The sequence below is a fragment of the Piscirickettsia litoralis genome, from assembly GCF_001720395.1.
GTDB classification, from domain to species: Bacteria; Pseudomonadota; Gammaproteobacteria; order Piscirickettsiales; family Piscirickettsiaceae; genus Piscirickettsia; species Piscirickettsia litoralis.
Map to the genome: position 1 here is coordinate 1,410,011 of NZ_MDTU01000001.1, position 23,551 is coordinate 1,433,561.

Here is a 23,551-nt window from a genome sequence, read left to right on the forward strand (position 1 = left end):
TAACAGCTCAGTTAAATTAAAAATACTTACCTTAAGTGCGAAGTTTCGTATAATAACAAATGCTGCACAACAACATATTCAAGCAGTTTGAAAACACATGTAAAAATAAGACTGAGATTACACCATTAATTTTCATTCCTTTTTGCTTTATAGTGAGTGATGTAGTATAAAATGCATAGCAAAACTACTGCACAGCAGCACCTTATAAGAAGTCAAAATCTCGGTAGTTAAACTAGAATTAAAGTAATTTGTGCGTAACTTCTCTTTGCTTATATCAGAGAGTTACGCAACAACACGAGGAGGCTCTCGATGACTCAATCAGCCAAATTAACACTCAACGGCGACGACGTTGAATTTCCAGTCCGTAGCGGCACACTCGGCCAAGATGTTATTGATATCGCAGCACTAGGAAAAACAGGCCACTTTACTTATGACCCTGGCTTTACGGCCACCGCATCTTGCGACTCTAAAATTTGCTTTATCGATGGCGGCAAAGGTCAATTACTCTATCGCGGCTATACCATTGAAGATCTCGCAGATAAATCAAACTTTGTTGAAACTATTTACTTACTGCTTAATGGTGAACTGCCTAATCAAACACAACTCAACGAATTCAAAGGCCAGCTTGCCGAACATCAAAATGTTCCTGGCGTTATTGAAAATGTATTTAAAGGCTTCAATAAAAAGGCTCACCCGATGGCCATGTTGGGTGCTGCGGTCAGCGCGCAATCCGCTTACTACCATGATCAATCACGCATCAATGACAAAGATTACCAATATGAAGCCGCGCTCAATTTAACCGCTCAAATTCCTGCTCTTTCTGCAATGTGCTATCGCCACAATGAAGGTCTGCCCTTTATTGCATCACGTAATGACTTAAGTTATGCAGAAAACTTTTTAAACATGATGTTTGGCTCAGCTGAAAATGGTGGCAAAGTTAACCCAATTTTCGCTGATGCGATGGACAAAATCTTTATTCTTCATGCAGAACACGAGCAAAATGCATCGACATCAACCGTCCGTAACGTCGGTTCTACCGGTGCAAACCCTTATGCTTCTATCGGCGCAGGCGTTGCCGCACTTTGGGGGCCGGCTCATGGAGGTGCCAATGAAGCGGTTGTCAACATGTTGCTCGAGATTGGCGATGAATCACATATTGATGATTATGTGGCTCGCGCTAAAGACAAAAATGACCCTTTCCGCTTAATGGGCTTTGGTCATCGTGTTTATAAAAACTTCGACCCTCGTGCTCATGTGCTCCGTGATGCTTGTGCTTCTGTGCTTGCAGAGCTTGGCGATAGTGATAATCAGCTCCTTAAAATTGCTCAAAAACTTGAGTCTATCGCCCTAGAAGACAGCTACTTTGTCGAGCGCAAACTCTACCCCAATGTAGACTTCTATTCAGGTATTATTTTGCGTGCGCTTGGCATTCCAACAACCATGTTTACCGTATTATTTGCCTTAGCGCGTACCAGCGGCTGGGTATCTCACTGGATTGAGCTTGCCAATGCAGATAACTTCCGCATTACTCGCCCACGTCAGCTTTACCTAGGCTACGATCAACGCCCATTTAAAAATATGGACCAGCGTTAATTTAATTAAAGTCGCCAGAATCAAGCCCGAGTAACCTCGGGCTTTTTTTGACACCTCTATAACAATTAGGTTAAGATCGTCTTCGATCTCTCAATTTTTAAGGCGATTCTTATCGTGACACGTTGTTCTGCTTTACTTTCATGTTGTTGCTGTTGCTGCTAAATCCCAGCACCTCTTTTCTATTGTCACAGTAAACGTAAATAAAGCGAACAAAAAAATGCCCACTCTCCACCCCGCACAATTGCATATTCTCTGTTAATACATAACACACTTTTCTCACGCAGATAAATTCTGCCTTGCTATTAATTACTTACGGTTAAATAGAAGGATCCGTGTTATGCAATTGATCTATAAACGCACGTTAAACTTAACGCTGATAAAGCCTTACTTATTTTTTATTCTTGCCGCTTCATTTTTACTTTATGAGATGGCCGTACAGGTCTCAACTAGCGTCATTACTAAAGAGCTTATGAGCGCATTTGCAATCAATGCCACAGGTGTTGGCTTGCTGTCTTCTTTTTATTATTATTCATACGCCGCTATGCAAATTCCTGCAGGCCTTGCGTTTGATCGACTCAATGCCCGCATTTTAATTACGATCAGCCTAGGCATTTGCGCCATTGGCACCTTACTGTTTAGCCTAACAGACTCTTTCACCCTCGCCGCCCTCGGTCGTTTTTTTACTGGCTTCGGCTCAGCATTTGCTTTTATTGCCATGCTTTTTATCGCCGCCCAATGGTTCCCTACCCGTTATTTCGGCTTAATTGCGGGTATCGGTCAGTTTCTAGCAGCGATCGGCGCACTCGCCGGACAAGGCCCACTTGCCGCCATTGTCAGTAATATCGGCTGGCGCGAGGCCCTAAAAGGTCTCGGCATCATCGGCATTATCCTCGCAGTGATTATTTTATTAATTCTTAAAGACAAACGCCATCACCACAACCAACCGAGCATCAAATCCAAACATAACTCAAATAACACCAAAAGCAGGCTATCTATAAAAAATCAGCTTTCTTTGCTCTTTAAACACCCTGAAACATTTAAAATCGCCCTTTACTCATTTGCAGCCTGGGCGCCGATTACTATTTTCGCATCACTTTGGGGCGTACCTTTTCTACATGCTCACTACAATATCAGCACCAATAATGCAGCGAACTTAAGCTCGATGATTTGGCTTGGCATTGCCATTGGCAGCCCATTAATCGGCTATTGGTCGGATAAAATCCGCCAACGTAAACCGTTATTACTTTTTTCTGCAGTGCTTGGCATTATCTCCTCTATTGTTGTTCTCTATAGCCCAACATTACCTTTAATTTTTCTTTATGTACTCATGTTTATCTTCGGTGTTGGTGCCGCCGGCCAGTCACTTAGTTTTGCTTATATTAAAGACTACCAACAGGATAATATCCTAGGAACAGCAATTGGTTTTAATAACATGGCGGTTGTTGTCAGTGGCGCGCTTTTTCAGCCTCTAGTCGGCTTCATCATGAGTAAACTTTGGGATGGGAAAGTAGCAGGCAATACTCCTATTTATTCGAGCTTAAATTACCAAACTGCCTTAATAATCGTGCCATTAATGTTTATTGTTGCCGCGCTCACAGCAAGATTTTGGCTAAAAGAACAAGAAAAATAAAAGAAACACAACTAAATTTTTTTAAATATAACGGCTATTAAAAACCAGTCACTAATTAATAGCCCTGATATTTTTAATTATTATGCAAATAAATCTACCCCGGAACGCGTCACTGCATAGTGCCGATCATTCAAGTTAATCTCCTTTTCGTCACCAGACACCTCCATCCCACTCGGATCAGACTTTAAATTTTTATTATTGTCACCTGATTCCTGACTTTGTGAAAATGCACCTTGTCCTGAGACACCAGCATCACCTAACTGTAAACCTTGACCTTCAAACATTTCTTTTAACCTAGGCAATTGCTGTTCAATCACCTCTCTCACCGCATCGCTATGCGTGGTAAACATTAAGTGTGTTTTCTGACTCGCATCAACATGGAGCTTTACCATCAACGGGCCTAACTCGGGTGGGTCTAGGGCAATCGTCGCATTATTTAGCTGACGATTGAGCATTATCTGCACCCGTTGACTCAAGGCCGGAGTTAATTCTGCTTCATCCATTAATGGCATAGGCTGATCAAAATGCTGAGCGACTGATATCTGAACACGCTCTTGTTGCAAAGTTACACTTGCGACATTTAACTGGCTATTAGCCAACTGATGACTAATATAACTTTCAGAAATTTTAGCTCCCAACAGCTCTGCACGCTTAGGCATTGCTTCATTTTTAATGGCTTCTACTATATTTGTTAGTTTTTCTTGTGATAAATCCTCACCAATATTTAATTCAGTCATCTTTTTTGCTTCATCATGACTCACTTGTTTGACAAGTGTCGGTGCTGCCGTATTTTCTAAATTAGTAGGATTTACTTTTTTGTCTTGTTGCAAATTAGCGACATTTAATAACTGACTTTTGGCTGGATTAAGCTCTTCTTTAATAATCACGTCTTCAGTTGCATCAACTTCTTTTCGCTGGACATTCTGCTCTGTCGCTAACGGTGTTACTATCTTTTCACTACTATTAATTACTGTTTTAGCATGTAACTCTTCATCAATGAGGCTATTTTCAGTCTCCTCTAAATTACTTTCTTCAATGATTAGCTCTGGATCAAGTTCACTTTCTTCTTCATTATGATCCATCGTTGCTGTTGCAATAAGCCGATCATCAATCACCAACTCTTGATCAGCAAAATCATCTTCTGCTGCTAGCGTTTCTTTTTGCAACGAAATAATAAAGTTCGCAGCAAAAGCCCTTTCTTCACTTTCTACATTGACATCTAAATTTAAAGTCAGATCAGCAAACTCAAGTTCTTCATTGCCTTCATCAGCTAAAAGAGTGATTTGCACTTCTTTAGTCACTGCTTCTTCAAGTTCTACAAGCTCTTCTTGGCTAACTTCTTCCCCCAAAGCCGCATCCACCAATTGACTAAAGTCATTGGTTTCAATCGATAAAGCCTCACCGGTTACAACCTCAGCGGATGCCACGCCGATCAAATCAAGCGCCGATGGCTGATTTATTGTTATCATAATAATTCTCTTTATTTTCCCTCATAATCCCTAGCTCTAAGGCAAGAAACGTACCAGTTTTAACGCGGCCGACTGACATAGTCATCAATCATGCGTTGCTCCTGGCGATCTAGCTCTCTATCTTCTTCATTTTTAAATTTCTGTTGTAAGTGCTTAAAAGACTCAACCTTAGCATGAGCTTCACGCCATTGTTGCTCTTGCTGCTTAATGACTGTTTGAGCATCACTGACTAACTGATTTTGGCGCTTAATCCCTTGTTCTATAGTTAAAATAAAATCTTGATACGTTTTTAACGTCTGATGATTAAGTAACTGGCCTTGTGCTTTAATTTTTGAGAGTTTTTGAAAATAATCATCCAAGTACATATCTAACATTTTTAGTTGCTGTTGATATTGGTTTAGTGTTTGCCTAGAAGCTGCTAAACGTTTTGCCGACTCTTGTTCAGCACGCTCAGCGATTTTAATAATGCTTAGTAGGCGCTTAGAACGCTTCACTCAGAAGCTCTTGTGCTTGTTTGTGTATTAAGCAACTGATTTAAATCAGCCAAGGCTTGATCAAAATGTGCCTCTTCTGTCATCGCTTGCGTTAGAAATTGCTTAATCGCAGGCAACAAAGCAATGACTTTATCAAGTAAAGCATCACTGCCCGCTTGATAAACCCCCATCTGAATGAAGTCTTTATTTTGCATATAATGTGCATAAAGCTGCTTTAATGACCGCGCCAACTCTTGATGCTCAAGGCTGACAATCATTGGCATAATCCGACTAATTGAGGCTTCTATATCGATCGCCGGATAATGCCCTTCATCGGCCAATTGCCTTGAGAGTACAAAATGCCCATCCAATACAGCCCGCGCAGCATCAACAATCGGGTCTTGTTGATCATCCCCTTCTGCCAAAACAGTATAAAAAGCCGTCATGCTCCCTGAGCCACCATCATTACCTGCACGCTCCACCAACATGGGTAAACGTGAGAACACTGAAGGTGGATAGCCCTTGGTTGCCGGGGGTTCTCCCACCGCAAGAGCAATCTCACGTTGTGCTTGGGCAAAACGAGATAAAGAATCCATCAACAAGAGAACATCTTTCCCTTGCTCACGGAAGTATTCCGCAATCGCCGTCGCTCGCATTGCACCATGCAAACGCGCTAGAGGGGGATGATCGGCAGGAGCAACCACCACCACCGAATGCTTTAAGCCCTCTTCACCTAAATTATCTTCAATAAACTCCTTAACCTCTCGCCCTCGCTCACCAATCAAGCCAATCACAACAATATTTGCCGCACAAAAGCGTGCCATCATGCCAAGTAAGACACTCTTACCAACACCACTTCCAGCCAAAAGACCAATGCGCTGCCCTTTGCCAATCGTTAATAAGGCATTGACCGCACGCACTCCAACATCTAAAACTTTTTCAACCGCTTGGCGACTTAACGGGTTGATTGGCTCTCCCGTTAATGCTCTTTTTTCTTTTAGTAATGGCGCAGATTTATCATCTAAAGGGCGTCCCTCACCATCAATGACCCGTCCTAACAAATTTTCACCGACCCCAACTTCTGCCACAGTGCCTAGCGGCGTCACACGCGCTCCTACACTGATTCCCTGCATATTACTAATTGGCATCAAATAAATTGAATTACCTTCAAAACCGACGACCTCAGCCTCTAAACAACAGTGCTCATCGTAAATTAAACAGCGCTCCCCCATCATTGCCTGACAACCTTCAGCTTCTAAAGTCAACCCAACCATACGCGTCAGGTGCCCTTCAACTTTAACTTTAGGGGCTTGAATAATATCTTGATGCGCCTGCAATTTATCACTAATTAAATCAGATAGCGTTTTCATGATCACTCCATCGTTTTATCATCAGAATGATCATTGGAGCTACCGTTAATCTCTATACTATTTTTGTCAGCACTTTTTTACATTATTTTTTCCTTCTATTTTACCATCAACATTTTCCATGTTATTTTTCATAGAATTACCATCAATCTCATCCTGCTTTAATAATTCTTTTTTATGGTCAGAAAAAATCTGTGCAGAAATATTTTTAATCCGGCTTTCTATCGTCATATCGACATGTGAAGCGCCCGCATCAACAATACAGCCACCAACCGTAATATTCTCATCTTGAGTTAACTGGATATTATCCGAAATTAATTCTCTTACCTCTTTTAATCGATCAAAGTCTACTGGATTTAAAAAAACATTAATTTTTTCTGCTGAAAATAGTTTTTCTAAAATTTTATTAATAATATTTTCTAGCCCCTTAGATGATAACTGGCATTGTTCCTTGGCAATTTTCTCACCAATCTGCATCACAAAGTGCAGTAATTTTTCTTTTAGCTCATCGCTGACCTGCTCAAAAGGATGAGCCAGCCCATTAATCATAACAATAAACTGCTGTTTTGCCTCTTCTAGCTCTTGCTCTTTTTGATTGATTTCTGCTTGCGCTTTTTCATAAGCTTCTTGATAGCCTTGCTTTTCTCCTTCACTTTTCCCAACAGCAAATCCTTCATTTTTTCCAAGGGAAACCCCTCTTCATAAGCTTTTTTTGTAACTCTTCAAGGTCTGCGGCAGTCATCGTTACATCTTCAATAACATCCTGCTCAAGCTCTTCGGTTGCCTCTAATAAACCACCTTGATCATGATCGACTTGTTCTGCACTAGTCATGCCTTCCAGAGTCATGTTAGGCCAAGAAACCTTGTCATCTTCATCAACAGCAAATTGACTTGTTTTATTGTCTTTCTCTATATTGGCTGACAGACCTGGAATTTGCCAATGGTCATATTTATCATAATCAGAAATAACTAAAGGTTCACTTTGACGTACTTCCTCCTGAGCAAATGAAGGTGCTTGCCAACTTTCAACAAACGCATCTGTCTCTATGGCTGCCTCTAAAGTCTCATCAATCTCACTAGCATCAATCTCATTCGCATCTGTTTCAGCAGCAATAATACTATCAATATCGACATCTGTAGCATCAATATCTTCATCGCTCAATTAGACCATCTCCTCACCGCCGGCACCGCCGAGAGAAATTTCAGACTGCTCAGCAAGGCGTCTTGCTGTGGCGAGAATTTCTTTTTGTGCCGCTTCTACATCACTTAACCTAGCAGGTGCTGAAACTTCTAAATCTTCACGCAACATCGCTGCTGCTCGCGATGACATATTATTAAAGATTTTCTCTTTCATTGAGTTATCTGCCCCCTTAAGAGCCAGCATCAATTGATCTTGCTCAATATCTGTCAACAAACGTTGCATATCACGATCTGCGATATTAATTAAGTCATCGAATACAAACATCAAATCTTCAATCTGTTGGCCTAACTCTTCATCTGCAGCTCTAACTTCTTCCATAATTTCCCCTTCAATCGTACTATCAAGGAAATTCATGATATCGGCTGCTGTTTTAACGCCTCCAATCGCAGCAGATTGCGCACTTTGCTTGCCAGCAAACTGTTTTTCTAAGATTTCGTTTAGCTCTCGCAATGCAGCGGGTTGTACGGCTTCTAATGAAGCGACACGCATCATTAAATCTGAACGCTGATTCATCGGCAAATTACCGAGCACCTCAGCGGCCTGATCGCCATCAATATAGGATAAAACAATGGACATAATCTGTGGGTGTTCGTAACGAATCACATCTGCAACGGCTCTCGCATCCATCCACTTTAAAGAGTCAAGCCCTTTAGTACTACCACCGATTAAAATCCGCTCAATAACGCCACCGGCTTTATCCTCTCCCATCGCCCCCACAAGCATTTCACGAATGTACTCATCAGAACCAATACCAAGCCCTGTTTGTCTGGCAACTGCATCATAAAAAGTATCGAATACATATTTAACTTCAGATTTTTCAACCTTTGTGGTTTTTACCATTGCCTCACCAATACGCTGCACTTCACGTGGATTTAAGTGCTGCAAAATAGTTGCGGCAATATCCTTACCAATCGTCATCAAAAAGATAGAAGACTTTTGTATACCATCAAGGCTGAAACTGGACTCTTCACTGCTCATCTTCATTCACCCATTCTTTAATGACTTGAGCCACGAGCTTGGCATCTTTTTCAACAAGCTGTTTAACAAAATTAATATTGCGCTCTTGGTCATCAGAGTCTTGCGGTAGGTCCAACGGTCGATCAAATTCATCTACCAACGGCTCTTCTTCTGGAGGAATCGGATTACCATTGGTATCTAATTCAATGCCCACTTCTCGTGCCAACTGCATTTTTTGGTCAAATAGTTCAGATTTAGACTTGCCTGCCAAAGAGCGTAAAGTAGGTTTTAAGATAAAAAAGACTAAGATCAAAATAAATAGACCGCCTAGAATTTGCTTAATTAATGGCGCAAACCAACCTTGCTCCCATAATGGAATACTTGGCGCTTTAATCTCCATCTCAGCGACAAAAGGTAGATTAACCACATTTAAACTATCTCCGCGCGCCACATCAAAACCAACAGCATCGCGCACTAGCTGTGCAATCCGGTTAATCTCCCCTTGCGCTATCGCCTGAGCCGTTGTTTTTCCTTGAGCATCAGTGACTCTTTTATTATTAAGAACAACGGCAACCGTTAGCCGTGTCACTCGACCAAGCTGCCCTTTAGTATGACTAATCAGGCGATCCACCTCATAATTACGCGTAGATTCATTTTTCCTACTACTCGGAGTCTGTTGTGTTTTCGTCGCATTATTATCACCAGCCGCTTGCTCGGGTGCCACACCTGCTCCAGGAGGCTCATTACTGAGCGCCCCCGGAATCCCTCCAAGACCTGCTTCACCGCTTCTTTCTTCGTTGAGCAAAAACTCACTGCGTACTGCCTTCATATCAGGGTTAAAGGTCTCTTGCGTTTTTTCAGACTTAGTAAAATCAACATTCGCAGTAACCTGAGCTCGCACATTACCAGCACCGACAATCGGTTCTAAAATATTCATAATCCGCTGCACATAAGCAGACTCAACCTGGCGCTGATAAGAAAACTGCCGTTCGGTCGCTGCAAAACCACTACTTTCCATTGAGTTTGTCAGTAAATTGCCATGCTGATCGACAACTGAAACTTGATTCCTTTTTAAATTCGGCACACTAGAAGCGGTTAAGTTAACAATGGCTGCTACTTGTGATTTATCAAGATATCCTCCTTGCAAATTAACAAAAACAGAAGCACGTGCTTCCTTTTGTGATTTTAAAAAAGAGGATTGCTTAGGAATTGCCAAATGAACGCGTGCACTGCGTACTCCCTGAATAGATGCAATAGTCCGCGATAATTCACTTTCTAAAGCATGACGGTAGCGCACTGTTTCCATAAACTGACTGGTGCCAAAACTAGAGTTTTTACCTAGATTTTCAAAGCCTGTATTCATGCGTCCACTGACGCCATTTTCAGCAAGGACAATGCGCGCTCTATTCACATCGCTTTTAGATACTAGCACTAAATTTCTTTTTTCGTCGAGCTTAAAGTCAATATTACCTTGTTTTAACGACTGAACAATATGCGGCAAACTCAAAGGATCACTACTAGAAAAAACAGGCTCATAATTCGAGGTTTTTGTCCACATGATCACAGCAACACCGAGTGCAATACTCACCGCCAAACCAACCATCAGAGCGACTTGCTTTAGCCAGTTTAGGCGATTAAAGCCTTCTATAACCTGTGATGCCGACTCTAGATTCATTGCCATAAACTAAAACCTAATGCTTATACCGGCATATTCATCACTTGACGATATGCATCAATTAATTTATTACGCACTTCTTTTATTGCTGTAAATGATACGCTGGCTTTTTGCATAGCAACGATAACCTCAGGTAGTGTCGCCTCACCCACTTCAAATGATTTTTGTAATTTAGCTGAAGTCATTTGATGCTGATTAACTTCGTTTAAACTCGATTTAAGCAAATTAGAAAATGTACTCGAGTTATTAATCTCTGCTGTTTTTTCATTTGCTGCTTGTGATGCAAGTTGCTGCATTAACTTTAATACAGCCTGCTCTGCTCCGGTATTTTGTATTTCACTCATCGACTTATCCTTAATTTATCCTTCTGCCTTCTCTGCTTGTCCTCCAGGTATTGCTATTCCTGCTTCTCGCATTTTTGCTAATTTATAGCGTAATGTTCTACTACTAATATCAAGATCTTCAGATACTTTTTTGCGAACGCCATTATGCTTTTCTAAAGATTTTAAAATAATATCAAACTCATGATTTTTCATTTCATGACTTAAGTTATCTAATTTTTTATCTTCATCATTATTTTCAATCGGTTTCTTGACGACACTTCTTGATTCTTGATGCTCTTCACTTTCAGAGCCATGCCAATCAGAATCCAGTTGAATATCATCGACTTCGATCTTGTCACCAACATGCAAAATAATAGCGCGTTGAATCACATTATCAAGCTCTCTAATATTTCCTGGCCATGAATACTCAATCAGTTTTTTCTCCGCTTGTTTAGTTAATATTGGCACTTCTTCTTTATGAATATGCTGATTAATTAAACGATTTGCCAACGGCACAATATCATTAATTCGACTCCTTAAAGGGTGCCACTGTAACGGGAAAACATTTAAACGATAATATAAATCTTCACGAAAACGCCCATCTTTGATATATTCTTGAATTTTTCTATTCGATGTTGCGACAATTCTTACATCAAGCTGAATGAGTTTGCGGCCACCTAAACGCTCAACTTCCCTTTCTTGTAAAACTCGCAACAGTTTCGCTTGTAAATTTAAATCCATTTCTGATATTTCATCAAGTAACAATGTTCCACCGTTAGCCTGCTCAAACTTTCCAGGGCAGGCTTGATATGCTCCTGTAAATGCACCTTTTTCATAGCCAAATAATACAGCCTCCAGCATATTTTCAGGAATAGCCGCACAATTAATAGCAACAAAACTATTTTTATTTCTAGATGAATGATGATGAATAAAACGGGCTAAAACTTCTTTTCCCGTGCCACTTTCTCCTGTCACCATCACCGATGCATCCGTTGCTGCTACATTTTTTAGCAAGAGAAAATAATTTCTTAGTTGATGGATCTTCTGCGATTGGATGAGTTTCATCATGAATTTTTTTATCAATAAAGTGCTGGACCCTTTCAACCAAATACTGAGGCTCAAACGGCTTTGCAATATAATCTGCAGCACCATCGCGCATGGCTTGCACTGCACCTTCAATATTGCTAAACGCAGTCATTAATAAAACTGGGATATCAGATTGATAACGCTTAATTTGCTTTAGTAATTCATGACCACTTAACCCTGGCATATTAATATCACTAATCACGAGTTGAATGTTATAACGCTTTATTTTTTCTAGCGCTTCTTCTGCATTATGCGCAATGACACTTTTAAAATTTGACAACAATAATGTTTCTTCAACGGCCTCTGCCAAGGCTGCTTCATCTTCAACAATTAAAACAGTTCCTTGACTCATGATTTAACTCCTGATGTAGTTAATGTCGGTATCAACAAATTAATCACCGTGCCAACACCTTTACAACTTTGTAATGATATTTTCCCCTGATGCGCATGCAAAACAGCCTGCACAACCGCAAGCCCCAACCCTGTTCCCTGAGGCTTGGTCGTAAAAAAAGGCTCTAATGCTTTTTGCTGTTCTTGCTCTGTCATACCAACACCATCATCAACAATCTGTATGTTTAAATAATTATTTTCTTTATTTCCAATAATTAAATAAATATGTCCATTATTACTATTAATTGCCTGCTCAGAGTTTTCAATTAAATTAACAATTGCACTTGCAAGTGTTTTAACATTTCCCAAAAAACTAGCATGTAACGAACCTTCACTGATATCTATACAAATTACTAAGTTTCCCTGATAGCAGTTTATCACCTCATTCATTAATGATCTTGCATTAATTTTATCTACACACTGATTACCACCATGGGCAAATAACAGCATGTTATTTAATTGGTTCTCAAGGATTTTTAGCTGACTATTTATTTTTTCACAAAAATAAATCTTTTTTTCATCGGATATCGTTTTATTAATTAAATTTCCAGAATAAAGCAACGCGCTTGCTAATGGTGTTCTAATTTGATGAGCGATTGCTGCACTCATTCGCCCTATTTCAGACAAACGCTGATAACGACTTAATGATTCTTGCAAACTGCGCGTTTCTGTCAGATCAGTTAAAGTAATGAGTTGCCCACCCTGGGGTTTTAATGGATGAGTTGCAACATTAACACGCTCGCCGGTAATCAATGAAATCTCATGACCATCATCACTACGCGCATGAAATTTATGCTGAATAATATCAAGCCAAGGTTCACCCACCAGAGGTTCTCCAAGCAAGCTATGCGCTGCCGGATTTGCTTCATAGACCAGGCCAAACTTATCAAGTAAGATTACGCCAACCGGCATAATATTTAAGATAGATTGCAAATTATCAATCTGATCAGACTTATCAATCTTTTTTCTTTATTTAGCTCTGAAGCAATATCCAAAACACCCGTACTCCTCACTGCCTAGCCAATAAACCCGTTATAAAGCTATAGAGCAACATATTATTTAATAAATAACAGCAAAAGCCATGCCGTAAAAATTAACAATTAAAATACATAGAGTTAAAATAAAGCTGTCAGACTTTTGACAGCTCTTCAGATTCTGTTAAATTTAATTTCCGTATTTTTTCGACCAATGTTGTGCGTCGGATCGACAAACGTTTTGCTGCGTGTGCAACCACCCCGTTTGATTGATCTAATGCGGCTTGAATTAAACTTGTCTCGATCGCCGTTAAATAAGCTTTAAGATCAATGCCTTCAGCCGGTAGAGAGGTTACCGCTGCTGTTTCGATATCGGTAGAAATTACCTCATCACAAAGCTCATTTAATTCTTCAAGCTCATTTAATTCTTCAATATCTTCTGAGCTTAAAAATTTATGAGGTAAATGCTTCACATCTACCCAACGATTGGCATAACTCACGGTCAAGCGCTCGACCAAATTCGCGAGTTCACGCACATTGCCCGGCCAGCTATAGCGTTTTAGCCGCTCCAAAGCTTCGGCGGTAAAGCGAATCACACCACGACCTTCTTGCTGGATACGCGAGGCTAATTCTTTAATCAATAATGGAATATCCTCACTGCGCTCGGCGAGCGAAGGCATTTCTATCGGAAATACATTCAAACGATAGAATAAATCCTCGCGAAATTGACCTTCTTCGATTAACTCTTCTAAATTACGATGCGTTGCGGCAATGACTCGAACATCACAACTTAACGCCTTATTACTGCCCACGCGCTCAAAAGTTCTTTCTTGCAAAACTCGTAAGAGTTTAACTTGCATATTCGCAGGCATATCACCGATTTCATCTAAAAACAAAGTTCCTTTTTGAGCAAGTTCAAAGCGGCCTTGGCGACTGGATATCGCCCCGGTAAAAGCCCCTTTTTCATGCCCAAACAGCTCGCTCTCCAATAAGTCTGCTGGTATTGCCCCACAATTAACAGGCACAAACGCATGCTGGCAACGTTCTGAGGCGCGGTGAATCGCTTGTGAAACCACCTCTTTCCCTGTTCCTGAACATCCTAAAATTAAGACGTTCACTTCAGACTGAGCAACCTGACGAATAAGCTGGCGAATGCGCCTGACCGCACGACTTTTACCAACAAGAAGCTGGTTTAGTTCATCTTGAACCTCTGCCAGTGCAGGAGGATGGTCTCCACTTCTCACCCCCTGCAAAATACGGTCAAGCTGCTCGTATGTATAAGGCCTCGTCAAATAGCCACAAACATCAGACTCTGCCAAATCTTTATCAGCATAATGGCGCTTGACCAGCTCAGGCTCAGCGACGATCACTAAACGGCATTCATGTTTTATCTTATTTTGACCTTTCAAATCACCATATAAAGCTAACACATGGCTTAAGACATCTTGAGTGACGCATAACAATAAGGGGGTATTTTCATTGAATAATTTAAGCCAATCATCATTTAAACAAACCCTAACATTCTCGCCCATAAACTCAAAAAGTAACTTTAAATCCCTGACGCTTTCTTGGTGTTGACTAACAATAACAACTCTCTGCTTAAGCATATCTTCCCCTTAAGCACAGCACTCTCTCCGTTACTTTGATTAATAGACCTGATAAAAATCACCTGCAAGCGACATTCGCTAATCTCGCACACTCACTAACAATATCTTCTTGTTTTCAATGGGAATGAAAAAAATTAAAAATTTCGCCTTGACAAGGCAGAGTTGGCAGGCTGACTAAAAGACTTTACAATAGTTACACTTAAAGCAAAAAGGATGAGAATATGAAGCTGTTATCTGGCGATATTGGTGGCACAAAAACATGGTTACAACTCGCGCATTTTGATGGCAACACCCTCACTGTGCTCGCCCGTCAAAAATACGTCAGTAGCGCCTATAATAACGCCGCCACAATGGTGAGCGAGTTTCTCACTGAGACCGGCCATCAAGACCTTAAAATCGACGGAGCTTGCTTTGCCGTCGCAGGTCCTATCATCAACGGTCGAGTTCAACTTACTAACCTACCTTGGGATGTCAATGAGTCCACAGTTGCCAAAGAGCTCAATATTCCCTGTGTTGTCCTAATCAACGACTTCCAAGCCATCGGCTATGGTACAGACGCTTTAGAAGAAAAAGACCTACACACTCTACAGACAGGCTCACCGCGCCCGCAAGCCACTCGTGCTCTGATTGGTGCAGGAACCGGTCTCGGTGTTGCCCTCATGTCTAACGATGGTGAGAAATACACCGTCATGCCTACTGAAGGCGGACACGTTGATTTTGGTCCAACTAATGATATTCAAATGGAATTACTAGCTTACTTGCGCCGCAAGCTACACCGCGTCTCAGTTGAGCGTGTACTCTCCGGCCAGGGCCTCGTCAATATTTATAAGTTTATCTGCGATAATCCTTTATATGGTGAAGAAGAAAGCCGCGAGCTTCAATTTGCCATGCACAATGAAGACCCGGCTGCGGCCATCTCACGCTTTGCCACCGAAAACAATGATCCTATGGCACGTCGCGCTTTAGATATTTTCGTTGACCTCTATGGTGCCCAAGCCGGTAATCTTGCCCTCATGTCCTTGCCCTATGGCGGTATTTATATCGTCGGCGGCATTGCACCGAAAATGTTGCCGCAGTTAACCGACGGGCGCTTTATGAAAGCCTATAGTGACAAAGGCCGCATGTCGCGCATGCTCGATGATTTTCCGATTCATATTGTCCTTGACACTCAGATCGGCCTAAAAGGTGCAGCCCTTTATGCCGCGCGAGTGTGCTCGCAGTAAAGCAGCGCTCAATCATCTCTTCATCATAAAAAAGCCAGAAATGCTCTGGCTTTTTCTTTTTTACTCAACAGCTATAAAGAGTAACTCTACCAACCAAACGTCGAGCGTTTTTGTAGTTTGCGAATCTGTTTCTGTCCTTGCCACTCAACAATGCCAGTCTGAATATTAATTAGGCGCAGAGTAAATAAGTAATATAAACTCGTTTCACTGCTATTCGATTGGCGAATACTGCTTAAGCTGCCGGTTAAGATAAACTGAGCACCGATTTGGCGGCCCATCGCAACAGCGGTTTTTTGATCAACCATACCACTTTCATGCTGGAATTTAAGCTGTTTACGCAATGAAGCCACAGAAGCCATATCTACGTAGCGGAACTTACCAGATTCTATCAACTTGGTCGAAATAGTATTTTTGATACCAGAAATATCAATATGCTCATCGGTTTGGTTACTAATGCCACCGTATGTAATTACTGGGCGCTGCTTGGCTGTAAGCTGCACTATCGGTGGGAAGGTTAGCAAAGAATCAACCATCTTCGCTGAAATCGACTGCAAATCTGTCGAACTAAAATCAATCGATGTTGTACTCACCGCATTTGGGTCTTGATAAGATACTTGCTGACTAGCACAGCCTGCCAGAGCTAACGCCAGCACCGACAGAACAATGACAGGTTTTACTGTTTTTTTCATCATAATCTCTCTTAATTTCCTAGTTTTAATTTCATTTCATTTTAAATATCATTACTTTTGGCAAATACGAATACGATAACTATCCGCCGTTGGATTGGGTGCCACCGCTTGCAAGAATTGATTCGAATTACTATATAACGTAAAGGGTTGAAATGGTGTTTTACCGATTGGGAAACCATTTTTGTTATACCAGGTGAATTCATATTCCATATTATTTGCGCGTGTACTATGGCTTTGCACTTTCACTCCGGCCCGCATTAAATCACCATTTTTTTCAGCCGACAAGCTAGTAATATCTAGGCGACCATGAAAAGTATTTAGCTGCTGCGGTTTAACTTTTACTGCTTTTGCCATTTGTGGGTAATTAACTTCAGTGCAATTCGGTGCTGAAGCACAACCTGTGAGTAAAGCTGCTGAACCCAACACTACCGTGCCAAGTATAACACGCTTATTCATGCGCTACTCTCCTTTGTTTGGGTAATTTGTTTAGGTAATGAATGAATCTCTAAATGGTGACCTATGGCAATAACCCATAACACAGTCATTTGCCCAGGCTTAATATCAACAGATGCCTTTTTAGTGAGCCCTTGATAATTCAATGTGAGTTCTTGGTGGCCTTTTCGCATTATTTTTTGCAAAACTTGCGCCTGGCGCGGTAACGTCAACCAGCTGCGTAAATCCGCTTGGGCGGAAACCACATTATATAGACTACTCATAAAAGCCGCTAAGCCATCACCCTCTTTTTGTAATTTATAAGTAATTGCTGCTTTGGCAATCGAACGCGCCACCTCTCTGGCAATAATCCATGGCATTTTCTCTTGTAATGCTTTCGCTGCCAACGCCTGCACAGAAACCAGCATCGATGTTTTGCCAATTACGTGATTATTTCCCCCAGTGATCCTTAAAGGCACGGGATTTTGCCAGGGCGTACTATAATAGGGAATTGCAATGGCAATGACCCCAGCTCCTGTCGGCAAGGGCAGTTTAAACTGCTGTTTTGCCGGCACAAATCCAGATTCAAATAAAACGACGAGTGTTCCCTGATTAGCAGCTGGTGTAATTACTTTACGCTTTAAATACTTACGATAATAACTTAAGTCATTATCCATATTCAGCAGCTTAGCTAAGCGCAAAACATCTTCTTGCAGGTAAGGGTTATTTGGCTCCAACTTCAATGCTTTTTTATAGTCAATATAAGCATCATTTAAACTGCCTGATAATTCATAAAGCAAGCCTGAAAAATAAAAAGTATAGGCATTTAGAAACGAGCTGCGCACTTTTGCAGCAACCGCATTAAACGAGTCAAATTGCTTTTTACTCCAAACTTGACTCTCATCATAATTTTGCTTGGCAGCGACTTTTTTCGCTTCATCCAGCTCCTTTTGATTACGTTCTAACGCTTTGCGCTGTACTTCATCAGCACGACGCACTTCAACTAAAGCACCACTTAAATTGCCTAAAGCAAAATAATTTAGAGCTTGATATTGATGAGCCATGACTTCTTCATAACTACTTGATGTGAACGGAATCGCATTATCATTGGTTAAAAACGATGCGCCTGTCACACCGATATGAGATAACTGCACAATCGGCTTTTGATGATTTTTATCAATCATGCCAATCGCTTTTTGATAGGTTTTTAAGCTCTTTTCATACTGACCGGCCAACTGCTGGGTTCGGCCTAACTCTAATAGATAAAGCAGGCCATCTTTACTGGTCGTATCTGGCAACAAATACTTTTCAGCCGCCTGATAGTTTTGCTGGACGAGGTCTTTTTTAACCGTCTTCGCCGAACTTGGATAAGACTCAAAAACGCTGGTCGTCGCGCAACCTGACAAGCCTAATGCGATGACAACAACACTCAACAACCCGAAAGGCTTTACCATTGTAATGGGCTCGCACTCGACCCTGGCGTATTCTCTAAACCACCCCCTTGTGGTGTAGGCACTTTCTTTTTCGCAAGCGCTTTAACAACGGCATCTACCATCTGCTGACTATTGCCTGAAATAATCACCGCTTTCGCAAATTTTGGCTCTATCGCTTCTATGCGCACTTTACCAATCGAAGACTCCGTATAACCTAAAAATTGCCCTGTTTGATTATCCGTCAAGCGCTGGCCTTGCTTAAAGACAGCTAGCTCATCACCTACCTTAAAGTTCGCACCAACACCTCGATTAATATAAACGTGATCACCCGTCACTTTAATAATATTCAAAGGAAAAACAGTCAGTAAAATTTTATTCGCCGCAACCTGAGTTGTCTTATCTTTGAGTTGCTGTAAAAAATAACCGCGACTTCTTAGAATCTCATTGTCTTGTTGCCATTGACTTTTCTCGATATTTTGTGTTTTCGAAACTTGCACAGGATAAGCAGCAACAATTTGACCAGTATGCGCATCGATCACCTGAATATTTGCCACCAATAAGCCATAACGCTGTCTTTTCACTTCATGAGTATAAGGAATTTTTTCCCGGCGCATTTTCGTTTCTAACATTTGAATACTGCCAGTGACAAGGTAATCCGCTCCTAGTAGTTTACCCGTTTTAACCGCTTGTTCGGGTGATACATAGCCTGATTCAGCGAATTTCTGTTCATTAATAACACTGGTCACACGATCCCGAGTTAATACTTTAAATTTATGGCTAGATACGAGGGTATTAATCAGTCCATCCGTTAACATATTAGTCATTGCAGAATACTCTTCAGGGACCACAGCAAGCTGACCACGATCTCTAACCGTCACATCACCTGAAACACCATCTTTATGTTTTACTTTATGATTTTGCCAATACAGCACCAGTGCTTCTTTATTTACATTAAACTTTAATACCGCGATTGTCGGCATGCTATTTTGTGCAAAAATCATCATTGGCAAGGTCATTAAGATGATTAATAACAGTTTAAACTGACGCATACATCCCCCATAAAGTCTGCTTTTGGTTTAAAATTAAACCATGTCCAGTATATTGTATCTATAGGGATTAAGGAAATATTACCAAGAACAAATATTAGATAAAAATTTAATCGTCGCTTTATAGATAAAGCTTCATCCCGTCATGTGTGGCTTCAAAACCCAAACTATCGTAAAACTGCTTAGCACGCGGCCGTAATTTATTCGTTGTTAACTGAATAATAGTTGCTCCCTGAACTTGCCCCCAATCAATGGCAAATTCCATCATACTTTTTCCTAGCTGTTGACCTCGCACAGATTCAGCAACTCGAACCGCTTCGATTTGCATTCGTGTCGAGCCTATAAAGCTCAATGAAGGCAACAAGGTTAAATGACACGTTGCAACCACTGCCCCCGCAATCTCACCAACAACTAAATGTTGATTTTTATCCATATCAATACGATTAAATGCTTTGAGATAACGCTCATCAAGCTGACTATCATCATCGAATACAGCACGTTCTCGTGCTTGGCCAAGGTCATCTTCAATCAATAAAGTGACAATAGCGGCCAAATCACTCCGTTTCGCCTTTCTAAATCTAAGCTTATCATGCATCCTTCCGCCCTTTATTATTTGCACCAACCTTCCTAAGCACAGGATTCATGATGAAAATCGCGAAGTAAGCTTTCATTTAAGCTGCCATGGCGTGTTAATACGGCCATACAGAAAATAATCATACTAAACAGTGCAATTACCAGAAAATCCCAACCAAAAGGTAAAATATCGATACCGCCAAATGTGCCAAAATAAGAAATAATCGCAATACCCGCTAAATAAGGTATAAGCCATAACGCAGAATAAATATCAAGACGTTGCACCTGCTTCAACTTATTCTTCATTACAAAGAAGATGATAAGCCCAATAATAATCGCAACCACCAAGCTTTTTACCGTATACCAGCCTGACCAAAAAACAATCAAATTGCAAATATAAAAAGAAAATAAACACAGAAATCCAGCACAGGGCAATTTAAATTCACGCCGCCTTTCAGGGGATTGATAGCGCAAAGATAGTAAACAAATCGATCCCATACCGTAAGAAATCACTACAGCAGAAACCAAAAAGCTAATCATCCCTTGCCAACCAGGAAAAGGCAAAAACAATAATAAACCGACGAAAGAATTTAAAACAATCGCCCAAACAGGAATCCCTCTCTTCGTTAATTTTAAGAAAATACTTGGAAAATAACGATTTTTACTCATCGCATAAACAATGCGTGACGTTGACGTAACATAAACAAGAGCTGCCCCCAAAGGCGAGACAGTCGCATTCAAATAAATAAGTGAAACTAGCCAAGATAAGCCTAATAATGCAGCCAAACCGACAAAAGGTCCAGCTTCACTAGTAAAGTGTAAACCTTGCCAACCTTGGCTCAGATTTTCAGGTTTTAAAGCGCCAATAAAGGCAACTTGCAATAAAAAATACAGCAAAAAGCAAAATACAATCGAGCCGATAATCGCTAAAGGAATTGCAACGCGAGGACGTTTGGCCTCTGCTGCCAACTCAACGCCATGACGAAAACCAGTAAAAGCAAACACAATCCCACCTGTAGAGATTGCTACAAGAATGCCATGCCAACCCACAGAGCCACTGCCATTAGTATCAGTCATAGAAAAATTACCAATATCAAAATGAGTAAAGAGCAGCGCCACACCCAACAGGACAATAATACCCACTTTAATCAAGGTCATAATGAAATTCGTTCTAATCAATTTTCTTAAATCAATCATATTGATCCAAGAAATTAAAGCCATTAAAATCACCGCCCACAACATGCCAAAGCCCGTTAAATTATAATGGCCTTGAGCATTATAACTTAAGCTTGGGAAATACACTGAAGCATAACGAAGAACGGCTTGCACTTCAATCGGCGGCATCGTCACACAAGACAGCCAAGCAATCCACCCCATCACAAAACTTGTCGTTGTTCCATGAGTTAGCTGTGGTATGCGCGCAACGCCTCCAGCCACTGGGAATAACACCGATAGCTCAGCAAAGGTGAAAGCAATTAAAACAACAGCAGCCGCACCTAGTCCCCAGGCAATTAAGGAAGCAGGGCCTGCGCTTTTTGCAGCATAAAAAGGTCCAAACAGCCACGCTGAACCAATCATGCCGTTAATGGAAATAAAAAGAAGAGCCCAGGGGGAAAAGTGATTTTTTCAACTGCTGCATATCAAACTGCTCGCACAACCTATTGTTACATCGAAGCTTTATAGATACACGAGTGTCTAATTTTAAGCAATCCTAAAATAGTCAGTTATTAATGAGTTTCATATTATCAAAAAGTCAATTTTGACTATTCTTAGAGTGAAGGATAAAGAAAGACTAGATATCACACTAACCATGCTATCCATATCAACCTATCCATATTTTGAGAGTCAACCATGAGATCATTGGACCTATCTGTCTTTGTCAACTTTCAATGTTTAACCTATTTATTCACATTCAGTTTGATTTTGACTCTACTCTCTTACTTTAATTCAAGTTTTGCTCAACCACGACTACAACCCCAACAGCAGTGCACAGAGGTTATTATTGGCGGCCATCCTTCTTACCCCCCGATAGAATGGGTGGTGCATAATAAAGTTGAAGGCGCTGGCATTAATATTGCCAAGACGATTTTCAAAAAACTCGGCATCGCTGTCACCACAACAAATTTAGGCAGTATTCCTGCCACACTCAAAGCCCTTAAAGAAAACCCAGCAATTAGCATGACTGCCGGCATCTTTTACGCCCCAAATCGTACGGGCTATTTGCACTATATCAAACCGGCATATGCGTATGATGAACTTTCAGTATTCACGCGTAAAAATGAAGCAGTTTCTTTTAATTCCTGGCATGACCTTAAAAATAAAGCAGGTGCTAGCGCCCTTGGTAAAACTACCGGTAACCCAGAGTTGGACCATATCCTTAACCAAGAACTACAAGTTCAACATATCGAGCGCGTCAACCTCGCCTTTCATAAGCTTGCTAAACATCGGCTCGATTACGTCATTGCACCTAAATTTACGGGCATTATCGAAATAAAAAAAGAGTTTAAAAATAAAATTATCGCCCTAGAGAAACCATTTTCAGCGGCAGGCATTTACTTTGCCTTCGCCAAACACGCCGCTTGCGATGCGATTTACCAACGCTTTAGCCAAGAACTCGCAAAAATGATCAAGCAAGGTCACATCAAGCAATTTATTAATCAGGCTTACGCAAGCTATGTCTATCAAGACCGTCTGGGCATCATTACTAAAGAATATGATGAATCTGAGAAATAAATACTTTCAAAAGCCAACTGCTAGGAATACTTGGGAATATAAATATTGTGCAAAAAGCTGATTATTATGCACCCTTTTTCTGACCCTAAAATTAAACAACCTAGCAAATACTGCAATCAGCAATACCATAAAACAGTGAGCCAGTCACAGCCTGAACTCACTCCAGAGCTTACACACCCCGTTACCCAATTTAAAATCTATTAAAATCAATCAAGTATAAAATTCAAATGATAGCAATATAAATAATTTTCAGACAGAAATGAAAAAACATATAAACTCGCTAATATCAAACTGAAAAAACGTTAGCATCATGCCACACTTTCTCCACCTAAAAGAAGGTGAATCTTGTGCCTCACTCTTCAATAAACCATAAATATGACAAAGGCGGCCAACAACTAAGATCACCGCGATTAATGCACACAGCCATAATGGCCCTTTACATAACACCACCGCCCATAATAACAACAAGCTCAGCGGTACGTATTCAGAAAAATTCGCATGGGCGCGGTGTGCTCGGATCAGTTCAGGCTGTGTCGGAATATAGCCTTCCTTATATTTCTGGCGTAGCCGAATAGTGTTCAAACTTAAGAAAGTAAAGATAACCGCAAATAACGCCGTTACTAAAGATATCATATAAATATTATTCATCACTGACTCACTTACTATCCATTGTGTTT

General features: G+C 40.8%; 21 protein-coding genes and 1 pseudogene. 4 read left to right on the plus strand and 18 right to left on the minus strand.

Annotated features, from left to right (window positions below):
• Positions 1 to 309 precede the first annotated feature (309 nt).
• Both BGC07_RS06830 and BGC07_RS06835 read left to right on the plus strand, forming a co-directional pair.
• The gene (locus BGC07_RS06830) at positions 310 to 1,593 is read left to right on the plus strand and encodes a citrate synthase (RefSeq protein WP_069312486.1); all 1,284 of its coding nucleotides are present in this window, start codon (positions 310 to 312) and stop codon (positions 1,591 to 1,593) included.
• A gap of 337 nt (positions 1,594 to 1,930) precedes the next feature.
• Positions 1,931 to 3,223, plus strand: coding sequence for an MFS transporter (locus BGC07_RS06835; RefSeq protein ID WP_069312487.1), 1,293 nt, complete (start codon positions 1,931 to 1,933; stop codon positions 3,221 to 3,223).
• Positions 3,224 to 3,303: 80 nt separating this feature from the next.
• Here BGC07_RS06835 and BGC07_RS06840 read toward each other — a convergent pair whose 3' ends face one another.
• The 11 genes and pseudogenes from BGC07_RS06840 to BGC07_RS06890 form a co-directional block, all read right to left on the minus strand.
• On the minus strand, positions 3,304 to 4,692 hold the full coding sequence (locus tag BGC07_RS06840; protein ID WP_069312488.1) for a flagellar hook-length control protein FliK: 1,389 nt from the start codon (positions 4,690 to 4,692) through the stop codon (positions 3,304 to 3,306).
• 59 nt (positions 4,693 to 4,751) lie between these two features.
• On the minus strand, positions 4,752 to 5,186 hold the full coding sequence (gene fliJ / locus BGC07_RS06845; protein WP_069312489.1) for a flagellar export protein FliJ: 435 nt from the start codon (positions 5,184 to 5,186) through the stop codon (positions 4,752 to 4,754).
• Entirely contained in the window at positions 5,183 to 6,535 is a 1,353-nt protein-coding gene (gene fliI, locus BGC07_RS06850) for a flagellar protein export ATPase FliI (RefSeq protein WP_069312490.1), read from the minus strand. The genes fliJ and fliI overlap by 4 nt, the downstream gene beginning before the upstream one ends.
• A gap of 66 nt (positions 6,536 to 6,601) precedes the next feature.
• Complete coding sequence (locus BGC07_RS20080; protein WP_069312491.1) at positions 6,602 to 7,081, minus strand: FliH/SctL family protein; 480 nt, start codon at positions 7,079 to 7,081, stop codon at positions 6,602 to 6,604.
• A 124-nt stretch (positions 7,082 to 7,205) separates the two neighbouring features.
• Positions 7,206 to 7,694 carry a hypothetical protein gene (locus BGC07_RS20085; RefSeq protein ID WP_069312492.1) on the minus strand — a complete coding sequence of 163 codons (489 nt, stop codon included), beginning with the start codon at positions 7,692 to 7,694 and terminating at the stop codon, positions 7,206 to 7,208.
• Positions 7,695 to 8,717 carry a flagellar motor switch protein FliG gene (fliG, locus tag BGC07_RS06865; RefSeq protein ID WP_235603008.1) on the minus strand — a complete coding sequence of 341 codons (1,023 nt, stop codon included), beginning with the start codon at positions 8,715 to 8,717 and terminating at the stop codon, positions 7,695 to 7,697.
• Positions 8,701 to 10,371 carry a flagellar basal-body MS-ring/collar protein FliF gene (gene fliF, locus BGC07_RS06870; RefSeq protein ID WP_069312494.1) on the minus strand — a complete coding sequence of 557 codons (1,671 nt, stop codon included), beginning with the start codon at positions 10,369 to 10,371 and terminating at the stop codon, positions 8,701 to 8,703. Before fliF ends, fliG begins: the two co-directional genes overlap by 17 nt.
• Positions 10,372 to 10,388: 17 nt before the next feature.
• Positions 10,389 to 10,709 (minus strand): flagellar hook-basal body complex protein FliE, encoded by a 321-nt coding sequence (gene fliE, locus BGC07_RS06875; protein WP_069312495.1) that lies wholly within the window; start codon positions 10,707 to 10,709, stop codon positions 10,389 to 10,391.
• 15 nt (positions 10,710 to 10,724) lie between these two features.
• Positions 10,725 to 12,126 (minus strand): annotated as a pseudogene (locus tag BGC07_RS06880) (sigma-54-dependent transcriptional regulator).
• Complete coding sequence (locus BGC07_RS06885) at positions 12,123 to 13,097, minus strand: sensor histidine kinase (protein ID WP_077216797.1); 975 nt, start codon at positions 13,095 to 13,097, stop codon at positions 12,123 to 12,125. The pseudogene BGC07_RS06880 and the gene BGC07_RS06885 overlap by 4 nt, the downstream one beginning before the upstream one ends.
• A gap of 196 nt (positions 13,098 to 13,293) precedes the next feature.
• Positions 13,294 to 14,745 carry a sigma-54 interaction domain-containing protein gene (locus tag BGC07_RS06890; RefSeq protein WP_069312497.1) on the minus strand — a complete coding sequence of 484 codons (1,452 nt, stop codon included), beginning with the start codon at positions 14,743 to 14,745 and terminating at the stop codon, positions 13,294 to 13,296.
• Positions 14,746 to 14,966: 221 nt separating this feature from the next.
• Between BGC07_RS06890 and BGC07_RS06895 the strand changes: the two genes are divergently transcribed.
• Positions 14,967 to 15,968: a glucokinase gene (locus BGC07_RS06895; RefSeq protein ID WP_069312498.1), complete on the plus strand. Its 1,002-nt coding sequence runs from the start codon at positions 14,967 to 14,969 to the stop codon at positions 15,966 to 15,968.
• 86 nt (positions 15,969 to 16,054) lie between these two features.
• On the opposite strand, the gene lpoB is transcribed toward BGC07_RS06895, so the two are convergent.
• The 6 genes from lpoB to BGC07_RS06925 form a co-directional block, all read right to left on the minus strand.
• Positions 16,055 to 16,660, minus strand: coding sequence for a penicillin-binding protein activator LpoB (gene lpoB, locus BGC07_RS06900; protein ID WP_069312499.1), 606 nt, complete (start codon positions 16,658 to 16,660; stop codon positions 16,055 to 16,057).
• Between the two features lie 48 nt (positions 16,661 to 16,708).
• On the minus strand, positions 16,709 to 17,113 hold the full coding sequence (locus BGC07_RS06905) for a YcfL family protein (protein WP_069312500.1): 405 nt from the start codon (positions 17,111 to 17,113) through the stop codon (positions 16,709 to 16,711).
• Positions 17,110 to 18,543 carry a COG3014 family protein gene (locus BGC07_RS06910; RefSeq protein WP_069312501.1) on the minus strand — a complete coding sequence of 478 codons (1,434 nt, stop codon included), beginning with the start codon at positions 18,541 to 18,543 and terminating at the stop codon, positions 17,110 to 17,112. The genes BGC07_RS06905 and BGC07_RS06910 overlap by 4 nt, the downstream gene beginning before the upstream one ends.
• The gene (locus BGC07_RS06915; RefSeq protein ID WP_069312502.1) at positions 18,537 to 19,571 is read right to left on the minus strand and encodes a CsgG/HfaB family protein; all 1,035 of its coding nucleotides are present in this window, start codon (positions 19,569 to 19,571) and stop codon (positions 18,537 to 18,539) included. Before BGC07_RS06915 ends, BGC07_RS06910 begins: the two co-directional genes overlap by 7 nt.
• 118 nt (positions 19,572 to 19,689) lie before the next feature.
• Positions 19,690 to 20,163: a GNAT family N-acetyltransferase gene (locus BGC07_RS06920; RefSeq protein WP_069312503.1), complete on the minus strand. Its 474-nt coding sequence runs from the start codon at positions 20,161 to 20,163 to the stop codon at positions 19,690 to 19,692.
• 32 nt (positions 20,164 to 20,195) lie between these two features.
• Positions 20,196 to 21,719: an APC family permease gene (locus BGC07_RS06925; protein WP_069312504.1), complete on the minus strand. Its 1,524-nt coding sequence runs from the start codon at positions 21,717 to 21,719 to the stop codon at positions 20,196 to 20,198.
• A 273-nt stretch (positions 21,720 to 21,992) separates the two neighbouring features.
• Between BGC07_RS06925 and BGC07_RS06930 the strand changes: the two genes are divergently transcribed.
• A complete protein-coding gene (locus tag BGC07_RS06930; protein WP_069312505.1) occupies positions 21,993 to 22,874 on the plus strand; it encodes a substrate-binding periplasmic protein in 882 nt (293 codons plus the stop codon).
• A gap of 249 nt (positions 22,875 to 23,123) precedes the next feature.
• Here the strand turns inward: BGC07_RS06930 and BGC07_RS06935 are convergent, their stop codons facing one another.
• Positions 23,124 to 23,522 (minus strand): MAPEG family protein, encoded by a 399-nt coding sequence (locus tag BGC07_RS06935; protein WP_077216798.1) that lies wholly within the window; start codon positions 23,520 to 23,522, stop codon positions 23,124 to 23,126.
• Between the last annotated feature and the right edge of the window lie 29 nt (positions 23,523 to 23,551).

Bases quoted from the DNA above. Each gene is read 5' to 3' on its own strand.
- BGC07_RS06905 (WP_069312500.1), bottom strand. From the start codon at position 17,113: ATGAATAAGCGTGTTATACTTGGCACGGTAGTGTTGGGTTCAGCAGCT.
- lpoB (WP_069312499.1), bottom strand. From the start codon at position 16,660: ATGATGAAAAAAACAGTAAAACCTGTCATTGTTCTGTCGGTGCTGGCG.
- BGC07_RS20080 (WP_069312491.1), bottom strand. From the start codon at position 7,081: ATGATTAATGGGCTGGCTCATCCTTTTGAGCAGGTCAGCGATGAGCTA.
- BGC07_RS06895 (WP_069312498.1), top strand. From the start codon at position 14,967: ATGAAGCTGTTATCTGGCGATATTGGTGGCACAAAAACATGGTTACAA.
- fliG (WP_235603008.1), bottom strand. From the start codon at position 8,717: ATGAAGATGAGCAGTGAAGAGTCCAGTTTCAGCCTTGATGGTATACAA.
- BGC07_RS06925 (WP_069312504.1), bottom strand. From the start codon at position 21,719: ATGATTGGTTCAGCGTGGCTGTTTGGACCTTTTTATGCTGCAAAAAGC.
- BGC07_RS06935 (WP_077216798.1), bottom strand. From the start codon at position 23,522: ATGAATAATATTTATATGATATCTTTAGTAACGGCGTTATTTGCGGTT.
- fliI (WP_069312490.1), bottom strand. From the start codon at position 6,535: ATGAAAACGCTATCTGATTTAATTAGTGATAAATTGCAGGCGCATCAA.
- fliE (WP_069312495.1), bottom strand. From the start codon at position 10,709: ATGAGTGAAATACAAAATACCGGAGCAGAGCAGGCTGTATTAAAGTTA.
- BGC07_RS06920 (WP_069312503.1), bottom strand. From the start codon at position 20,163: ATGCATGATAAGCTTAGATTTAGAAAGGCGAAACGGAGTGATTTGGCC.
- BGC07_RS06835 (WP_069312487.1), top strand. From the start codon at position 1,931: ATGCAATTGATCTATAAACGCACGTTAAACTTAACGCTGATAAAGCCT.
- fliF (WP_069312494.1), bottom strand. From the start codon at position 10,371: ATGGCAATGAATCTAGAGTCGGCATCACAGGTTATAGAAGGCTTTAAT.
- BGC07_RS06830 (WP_069312486.1), top strand. From the start codon at position 310: ATGACTCAATCAGCCAAATTAACACTCAACGGCGACGACGTTGAATTT.
- BGC07_RS06930 (WP_069312505.1), top strand. From the start codon at position 21,993: ATGAGATCATTGGACCTATCTGTCTTTGTCAACTTTCAATGTTTAACC.
- BGC07_RS06910 (WP_069312501.1), bottom strand. From the start codon at position 18,543: ATGGTAAAGCCTTTCGGGTTGTTGAGTGTTGTTGTCATCGCATTAGGC.
- BGC07_RS06840 (WP_069312488.1), bottom strand. From the start codon at position 4,692: ATGATAACAATAAATCAGCCATCGGCGCTTGATTTGATCGGCGTGGCA.
- BGC07_RS06890 (WP_069312497.1), bottom strand. From the start codon at position 14,745: ATGCTTAAGCAGAGAGTTGTTATTGTTAGTCAACACCAAGAAAGCGTC.
- BGC07_RS06915 (WP_069312502.1), bottom strand. From the start codon at position 19,571: ATGCGTCAGTTTAAACTGTTATTAATCATCTTAATGACCTTGCCAATG.